This window comes from Nitratireductor lacus (assembly GCF_056431025.1).
Window position 1 is genome coordinate 1 of the sequence record NZ_JBWKMB010000047.1, and the last position, 5,964, is coordinate 5,964.

Annotated in this window: 5 protein-coding genes and 1 pseudogene; 4 read left to right on the forward strand and 2 right to left on the reverse strand. The window is 56.6% G+C overall.

Annotated features, from left to right (window positions below):
- The 4 genes from AC07E3_RS21215 to AC07E3_RS21230 all read left to right on the forward strand — a co-directional run.
- Positions 1–578, forward strand: a 578-nt coding sequence (locus tag AC07E3_RS21215; RefSeq protein WP_478364694.1) for a hypothetical protein, incomplete at its 5' end; no start/stop codon positions are given.
- 40 nt (positions 579–618) lie between these two features.
- Positions 619–1,194: a hypothetical protein gene (locus AC07E3_RS21220; RefSeq protein WP_478364696.1), complete on the forward strand. Its 576-nt coding sequence runs from the start codon at positions 619–621 to the stop codon at positions 1,192–1,194.
- A gap of 141 nt (positions 1,195–1,335) precedes the next feature.
- Positions 1,336–5,184, forward strand: a complete 3,849-nt coding sequence (locus AC07E3_RS21225) for an autotransporter domain-containing protein (RefSeq protein ID WP_478364698.1) — start codon at positions 1,336–1,338, stop codon at positions 5,182–5,184.
- 15 nt (positions 5,185–5,199) lie between these two features.
- Positions 5,200–5,544, forward strand: a complete 345-nt coding sequence (locus tag AC07E3_RS21230) for a hypothetical protein (RefSeq protein WP_478364700.1) — start codon at positions 5,200–5,202, stop codon at positions 5,542–5,544.
- 3 nt (positions 5,545–5,547) lie between these two features.
- Here AC07E3_RS21230 and AC07E3_RS21235 read toward each other — a convergent pair whose 3' ends face one another.
- Positions 5,548–5,682: a hypothetical protein gene (locus tag AC07E3_RS21235; protein WP_478364702.1), complete on the reverse strand. Its 135-nt coding sequence runs from the start codon at positions 5,680–5,682 to the stop codon at positions 5,548–5,550.
- 95 nt (positions 5,683–5,777) lie between these two features.
- Positions 5,778–5,964: pseudogene (locus AC07E3_RS21240) on the reverse strand (hypothetical protein); the annotation flags it as partial.

Genomic DNA, 5,964 nt, shown 5'->3' on the forward strand with positions numbered 1-5,964 from the left:
AAATACCGCGCCCGTTCACCTATCCGCGCACATTTTGGTCTCATCTTGGGTGCAACCCGAAGGCGAGGCATTTGGGATTCGTCTTCTGGATGCCGGATTTGCGCGCGCCGGCCGAGGACATGGCCGGGCGGCCGGACTTCCGCTACCAGGAAGAAGGCAGGCCAAAGCCCGGCAAGGACGAGTTCCTCGTCATCATTCCAACCGTCGAGGTGATGACGGATGATGAGGACACGCCATCCACTCACTTGGCGCCGTCTCTGTCTTTTAAGAATTACCTAGGCCGCAAAGACCGCCGTTATAAGATCGCGCCAGAACACGATGGTTTGCTACACATCATTCCACTCGAAGGTGAATTCTCGGACGATGCATACGTGAATTTCGAAGATGGCCGCGACGAAATACGGCTCGACTGCGACTATCCCTATCAATGCTTCTTCGACCTCTATCTGAGCGACCATGGCTTGGGGATGCGCGGCACCTTCCCGAAGGACGCGCTGCCTGAGTGGCGCGCCATCAAGACCGGCATCCGCACATTGCTGGAGCGCTGGATGGTCGATGAGCCCCACGACAAACAGTGAATGGCTTTGAACAGCGCATTTGCATGGAGAGGACAATCGCATGGCAAAAAAAGGTTTCGAACTGACGCCTGAACAGACGGCAAAGCTGAAGGACCTTACCAAAGACGGCACGGCCGGCTTCTGGAAGGGCTATGAGTATCTGAAAGGTCTGATCGACCAGAAGCTCGCCGAAACCTCCGAACCCTTTCCGCAACGCGAGATGCTGCAAAATCAGTCCTATTGGCTCGGCAAGGCCGCCGAGATCAACAAGAACGACCCGGACAGCATGTCCAACAGCTTCATCCGCGGCGGCACGGGAAACGGGTTCCGATGGGATGGCATTCCTGAGGACCAGATCCCCGGCAAGGTGCAGGAAAACTCCGACAGGATCGGAGAAAAGGTCATTAAGGACACTCTGGCGGACAGCAAGCTCCCACCTGTCCCCGACATCATCCGCAATGATGCGGGTTCTGCGGTAAAGGACGGCGGTCAGACCTATGGCGGCTGGGGCGGTGCGTTCTGCTACTGGAACACGCCCCTGCCGGCCATGTGTTTCGGCAGGCCAGTTATGAGATCGAGGGCGGCACGCTTGTCGGCTACACGATCGGTCTGCGCGCTGCCAAGACCGTCGATCTAGAGGGAGCAAAGCTCGAGATCGCCTGGTCGGACCTCATCAGCGCTCCTGACTATATCGACAGCCAAGCCGGCCTCTTCACCGCCAGGACAAGTTTTGGGTTTTGAGGGCAAACACTCCAATGAAAAAAGGGACACCGGTAAAATGACGGATCAAGTGTCAAGATACACCACGTCGGTTAAAAAGCCGATGGGTGCGAACAGCCGGGACATCAAGGAGAAGGCTCAACACGGTCCGACACGGCCGGCCGCTCTGAGGGCACTTCTTCTGGGCGCCACTTGTTTGACGGTTCTGTCCGGCGCCATTCCAGTGTTTGCACAGGACGCGGGCAAATATCACAAGGCCGACGGCTCCAGAACCAACAATCTGGAGGAGGCCGCTCAATCCTGGCGCACAGAGGAGTTTGGCGCCAATTGGGGGCTCAAATTGCATGGGTTTGATAAAGCCTATGCGCTTGGGGCAACGGGACAGGGGGTCACGCTTGGTCTATTGGATCGCCCTATATGGAGAGATCATCCTGAGCTCAAAGGGATAAGCTTTGGTCAGGTGGGACGTTTCCCGCTTCCGACTGACATAGAGATTGACCACCATCGGCCTGAATCACATGGCCAACATGTGTCGGGTATCATGGTCGCACGTCGGGATGGCGTGGGCATGCATGGCGGGGCGTTCGGTGCGACTGATTTTCTGACCGGAAACTACAGTGACAGTGTCCCGTCGGGCAATACCACGCTTGGGCGCTCTATTGTCGACAGTGGGGCTGATTTTATAAATCACAGCTATGGATTTGATTTTGATGATTATCAAATTAAGGACATTGGAGTTACAGGATCTCGAGGACCAAATATAGATGATCTTAAAAATATATTACCATCAATAATATGGTCTAATTATATTTACAAAAACAATTTTAGTGCTGTCGACGACTACGTAAAGGAATCATCCCAGAACGGGGTGGTTAACATCATTGCTGCCGGAAACGACCGATATTACTCTGCTAGTAAGTCTGCCTACAACAAATACAATGCCAGGCCTCGTCTTTTCCGCGGAATTTCCTTAGACGCCGGGAACGCCTCCGGGCCTTATCTGCTGTCTACCGACATGAGCGTAACTGATACTGAATGGCGGCGCTTTGAGAAAGGATTGGCAGTGTCGGCCATGCTCAATGGCACCAGTGAAATCTCTTCCTATTCAGTTATTTGCGGCATCTCAAAATATTCTTGTATCAGCGCGGCGGGCGGCATGGCGACAGAACCTCGCCAGGACAGGAATATTGGCCTGCCAAAGCTACCCTATCCGGTGAATTTCTATTATCCAGATGCTTCGGGAACAAATTATACCTACGAAACACTTGATCCCAACAAGCCTCTGCCCAGCAACCAATATAGGATATTGAGCACAACAGTCGCCTCAGCGGCACCACCCGGTTCGACGGATAAGCAGATCCGTGATCCGGCCAATCTTCAGCCAACATATGGCATGTTTTTTGGAACATCGATGGCTGCTCCAACGCTCACTGCGGGTATGGGCGTGGTCAAGTCGCGGTTTCCATACTTGAAGAACTGGCAGGTTCGCGACACGGTTTTGACCACGGCCCATGACATTGGGACAGAGGGAATCGATCGGGTTTATGGATGGGGGAAGATGGATATTGGAGCCGCTATGGGTGGTCCGCGCAAGCTTTTTGCCCTGAAGCGGGGGTATTTCAAGGATCTGGAACAATATGAGCGGGCCGCTGCCCAGAAGTATGACAAAATCGTGGCCGCAGCCGACGTTCATGCAACCAAAGCGTATAATTTGAAGGTTAAAATCCTCGAAAACGAGGAGAAAGCAAAAGATGCAGAGAAGAAGGGGGATATCACCCTTGCCAAGCAACTGCGCCGAAACAACGCCGGGCTCATTCCGCAGGAAAAGCGGGAGCGTCAACTTGCTTCTCAGCTAGAATTGACGCGCATTCAACCGAATGATCCGAAGGACACTGGGGCCGCGGCCTTCGAATACATCGATTTTCCCGTCAACATTCCAGGCAAGAAAACAATAGACTGCCCATCTGAAGGCTGCATCAAAGATGCCTGGACCAACGACATTGACGGTCCGGGAGGGCTGACAAAAAAAGGCGATGGTCTGTTAGCGCTTTCAGGCACCAACACCTATCAGGGCGGAACGACGATTGCCAATGGCACATTGCAACTGGGCCTTGGCGGCGCAACCGGCAGCGTTAAGGGGAACATCGTCAACAAAGGGACTTTGTCGTACTACCGCTCGAACGAATGGCGCTATGACGGATTGATCTCGGGAACTGGCGATTTGCGTGTGTATGGCGGCACCTTGCGATTGGCCGGCGCAAGCACCTTTTCAGGAGATGCGGTGGTTCACGGCGGCGAACTTGCCGTCGACGGATCGATTTCCGCGCGTGCACAGATCGAGGCTGGCGGAATTTTGAGCGGTGTAGGCACCGTCGGTGGCCTCCTCGCCAAGTCCGGCTCGCTCGTAGCGCCGGGTAACTCTGTCGGGACGTTGAGCGTTAAGAAACTCAATGGAAGCACTGGTTCCGCCGTCCTAGAACCCAATTCAAACCTGGCCATCGAGGTGGAAAAGAATGGCGCGGCCGACCTTCTGCAAACAACGGAGACGGCAAAAGTCACTGGAAGTCGACTGTTGTTGAGCAAACCTGATGTGGTCGCGCCATTGACAGTGCAAGATGTCCGGGATCGTCTTGGGAAACATTACAGATTTCTTTCAGCGGATGCCGGCATCCAGGGCCGCTTCGATGAGACGCTTTTGCCGAAAGGCGTCTTTATTGGTACGCAGCTTTCCTATGCGCCGTCCTCTGCAACGGCATCGTTCGAACAGACACAGCGTTTTGCCGATGTTGCAACAAGCGGCAACCAGCATGCGACAGCGAATGCCCTAGAAGGCCTTGGCACCGGCAATACACTTTATGAGGCGACGCTGCTCCAGGACACGACTGAAGGCGCTCTCCAGGGTTTTGATGCGGTATCCGGCGAGATGCACGCCTCGTTGAAGAGCGGATTGCTGGAGGGCGGTCACTTTGCAGCCGATGCCGTGAATTCGCGCATTCGATCAGCCTTTGGCGGCGCCGGCGCGGCAGGGTTGCCGGTGATGGCCTATGGCGAAGGTGGTCCTGAGCCGGTCGCGGCCGATACGGAACGTTTTGCGTTCTGGACCCAGGCCTATGGCGCCTGGGGGTCATTTGAGGGCAATGGCAATGCCGCCAAGCTGGATCGTTCCGCCGGCGGCTTCTTTGTCGGCGGCGATGCCCCGGTCGGGGACTGGCGGCTGGGAGCAGTCCTTGGCTATGGCCATTCGCACTATGATGTCGATGCCCGCCAGTCTTCTGCCAAGGTGGATACGTTCACGCTTGGCGCCTATGGCGGCACGGAACTGGGAGCGCTCGGTCTGCGCTTTGGCGCGGCTCATAGCTGGCATTCGATCGAGACCAACCGTTCGATTGTCTTCCCCGGCTTTGCCGATACGGCCAAGGCCGATTACGATGCCCGCACGGCACAGGTCTTTGGCGAAGCGGGCTACACCTTCAACGCCGGCGATGTCCGGCTCGAACCCTTTGCCAATCTGGCTTATGTCAATCTCCATACCGATGGCTACCGGGAAGACAGTCAACGGGGAGCGGGCCTGTCGAGCAGGAGTGACAACAGCGATGTGACCTACACGACGTTGGGCCTGCATGCGGGCACTGCGTTTGATTTGGGTGGGACGGCAATCAAGGCCTCGGCCACGCTGGGCTGGCGGCATGCCTTTGGCGACACCACGCCGATCGCAACGCATGCGCTTGGCAGCGGCCGGGCCTTCAGCGTCTCGGGCACGCCGATCGCCGAGGATGCGGCCCTAATCGAGTCCGGTCTCGACTTTGCCCTTTCAAACCAGGCAAGTCTTGGCCTCTCCTACACGGGCCAGATCGCTTCAAAGGCTCAGGAGCATGGCTTCAACGTCAAGCTCAATGTCGCGTTTTGAGGAAGAGCCAAGAGCATGTGGACCGCAATAGCCAGGGCAATGGAGTGGGATCGACAGCTTCGATCCGCCAATGCGCTTGGCGCGGCCATGTCTGAAGGTTTCGGTAATTCCCGGTCACGGATTTCAGTAAATCCCGGACAGGGGTATCGATCGGCCCTCGGTGTACTCGATCTGCAACGGCATTTCGGTGCGGACAGGCTGGAGGCCGCCTGCGAACGCGCCCTGACAGTCGGAACTGTCAACTATACCTCGGTGCGCTCCATCCTGATCACCGGACTGGATCGGGCCCCGGAACCGCCAGACCCGATCACCGCGACACCCCTCCACGACAACATCCGTGGCGCTGGCTACTACCGGTAACCCTCAGCGCAGAAGGATCATCACATGCTGACACATCCCTCCCTCGAGCAGATGGCCGCGCTTGGCCTGACAGGCATGGCCGACGCCTGGAAGTCGCTCGCCGACCTGGATGTCAACGGCGGAGTAAAAGTCGGCCATTGGGCGGCCCAAGAGCAGGCCACTTGGCGCTGCAAGCGGGAAACGACGGGAGGGCGTAGCCCGACCAGAGTTTCCCGCTTGCAGCGTCGGCGGTCTTACTGATGAGGGTTGGCGGTTTTTCGGGCCCGGCTTTGCGCGAGGCGATAAATGTCACCATTCATCTCGAGGATGCTGACGTGGTGGGTCAGGCTGGCGTCCACGATCTGGCCTGACATCGGGATGTACCCCTTCTTGTTCAGTTGCCAGTCAAAAGCTTTCATGACCCGCTTGAGGGTGCCGGTC